This window comes from Exiguobacterium sp. A1_3_1, assembly GCF_048985645.1.
GTDB lineage: Bacteria > Bacillota > Bacilli > Exiguobacteriales > Exiguobacteriaceae > Exiguobacterium_A > Exiguobacterium_A indicum.
The window spans coordinates 1-2,215 of record NZ_WBYY01000277.1; the positions used below are offsets into that span (position 1 = coordinate 1).

Consider the following 2,215-nt stretch of genomic DNA (forward strand, 5'->3'; position numbering starts at 1 on the left):
CTTGTGTCTCGCCTGAGGAAAGGGCGTGAAAAGACGCGTCATTCTTTTTTTGAGTTACCCCCATTTTTTCGTCCAGTGGTTCAATTCTGTCCTGCAACAGAATAACGATAGACGCGTGCTTCGTAAGGACGCAAGATATCCGGGCTATCCGGATAGTTTGATATGAGCAACTTTTCCTGTGGTAAGACGAGGGCGGTCTGCATCGGTTCATCATGTACGTTGAGGACGATCCGCCAGACTTCTCCCTCTAATTCCCGCTCATAGATATAGAGATACGGATCATGAAGCGCTAAGTCTCGGTATGTACCGTAGACCATAATCGGATGATCCTTTCGCATTTGAATCAGCGACTTGTAAAAAGCAAGCACGGACGATGGATCTGCTTCTGCTTGCGCGACATTGATGTCCGTATAATTCGGATTGACCGCTAACCATGGTTTACCACTCGTAAAGCCAGCTGCATGTGTATCGTCCCACTGCATCGGTGTACGGGAATTATCGCGCGCGAGTAACTGCATCGATGAGAGCACGACCTCTGGGTCCTCTCCGCCAGCGACGCGCTCCGCGTATCGATTTCGAAAGGCGACGTCCTGATAAAGCGACGGATCCGAGAAGCGAATCCCCGTCATCCCGATCTCTTCTCCTTGATACACGTATGGAATGCCCGGTAACGTATGCAACATCAAACCGAGTAGTTTCGCACTCTCAACCCGGTATCGTTCACTGCCGAAGCGCGTCACTTGTCGTGTATGATCATGGTTGTTGAGGAACTGTGAATTGACACCTAATGGGTATAAGACGTCGTACCAGTGTTTTTGAATCTCCTTGAATCGTAAGAGATCCATCGCTTCCATGTCGTCCGCGATCTCGAAGTGAAACAGTGTCCGGAGTTCTTTTCGTTCGTCACTGACATATAACAGTCCATCTTCTGGACCGACGAACGGAATCTCACCGACTGTAAACAAGTCTTTACCAGCGAGAACATTCGCATGCATCTCCTGCAAGAAGTCATGCACACCTGGCTGATTCCCAAGGTACGAGAGATCAAACGGATTGGCGACATCCTCGAACGACCGTTTTTTGATCAAGTTGATGACATCCATCCGGAAGCCGTCGATCCCTTGAGCAATCCACCAGTTCATCATATCGTAGATTGCTTGCCTCACAGCTGGGTGCTCCCAGTTCAAGTCCGGTTGTTCTTTGGCGAAGGAATGAAAATAATACTGCCCGCGCTCTTCACTCCACGTCCACGGACTTGGCGCAAAGTACGAGCGCCAGTTGTTCGGAGGCGTCTCTTTCGTGCCGTCTTTCCAGATGTACCAGTCATCCTTATCGTTGATCCGCTCACATGACTGACGGAACCAGTCATGCTGGTCACTCGTATGGTTCACGACTAAATCGAGAATGATCTTTAATCCACGGGCATGAGCAGCCGTGATCAACTCCTGGAGATCTCCCATCGTTCCCGCTTTTTCCATGATCTCGTAATAATCGGCAATATCATAGCCGTTATCGACGTCCGGGGAACGATAACATGGATTCAGCCACACGACATCGACACCAAGTGAAGCGATGTAATCAAGCTTCTCGATGACACCTCTTAAATCACCGATCCCATCCCCGTTCGAATCCTTAAAGCTACGCCAGTAGACTTGATAGACGACTGCCTCTTTCCAGTTAGCTCGCTTCATCTTCCCACTCCTCTCCCTACTCTTTATTCCCGCTCCACTTATCTGTACCTGTTTATCCGACAATTTTTTTAAATTTCGAAAAAGTTCTTTTCTTTTGACTGAATATTCGTTATCCTTGACGACAATACCACGAAGGAGGCATTCATCCATGAAACATTTCGCTCCATCCATCGCCATTGATCGGCTTCCTGCTCCCGTCTTCGCTGAACTTGCGAACCGAATCGGTGCTGTAAAAGCTGCCGGACATGATGTCATCACACTTGGTCAAGGAACACCCGACCAAACGACGCCTGTACATATTCTCGATGCCTTAAAACAAGCTATCGACGAGCCAACGAACCTTCAATATCCACCATTTCGTGGACATGATTTTCTAAAACAAGCTGTCGCAAACTTTTACGCGACTGAATTCGGTGTCACGATCGATCCGGCAACGGAAGTCGCGATTCTCCTCGGCAGTAAAGCCGGAATCGTCGCCTTACCGCAGACGATCGTCAACCCTGGAGACTGTCTCTTATACACAT

Annotated in this window: 2 protein-coding genes; one reads left to right on the forward strand and one right to left on the reverse strand. The window is 48.9% G+C overall.

The window, feature by feature from the left end:
• Positions 1–80: 80 nt before the first annotated feature.
• On the reverse strand, positions 81–1,691 hold the full coding sequence (locus F8N00_RS17660; RefSeq protein WP_421018708.1) for an alpha-glucosidase: 1,611 nt from the start codon (positions 1,689–1,691) through the stop codon (positions 81–83).
• Positions 1,692–1,839: 148 nt separating this feature from the next.
• On the opposite strand from F8N00_RS17660, the gene F8N00_RS17665 reads away from it, so the two are divergent.
• Positions 1,840–2,215, forward strand: a 376-nt coding sequence (locus tag F8N00_RS17665; RefSeq protein ID WP_421018709.1) for an aminotransferase class I/II-fold pyridoxal phosphate-dependent enzyme, incomplete at its 3' end; no start/stop codon positions are given.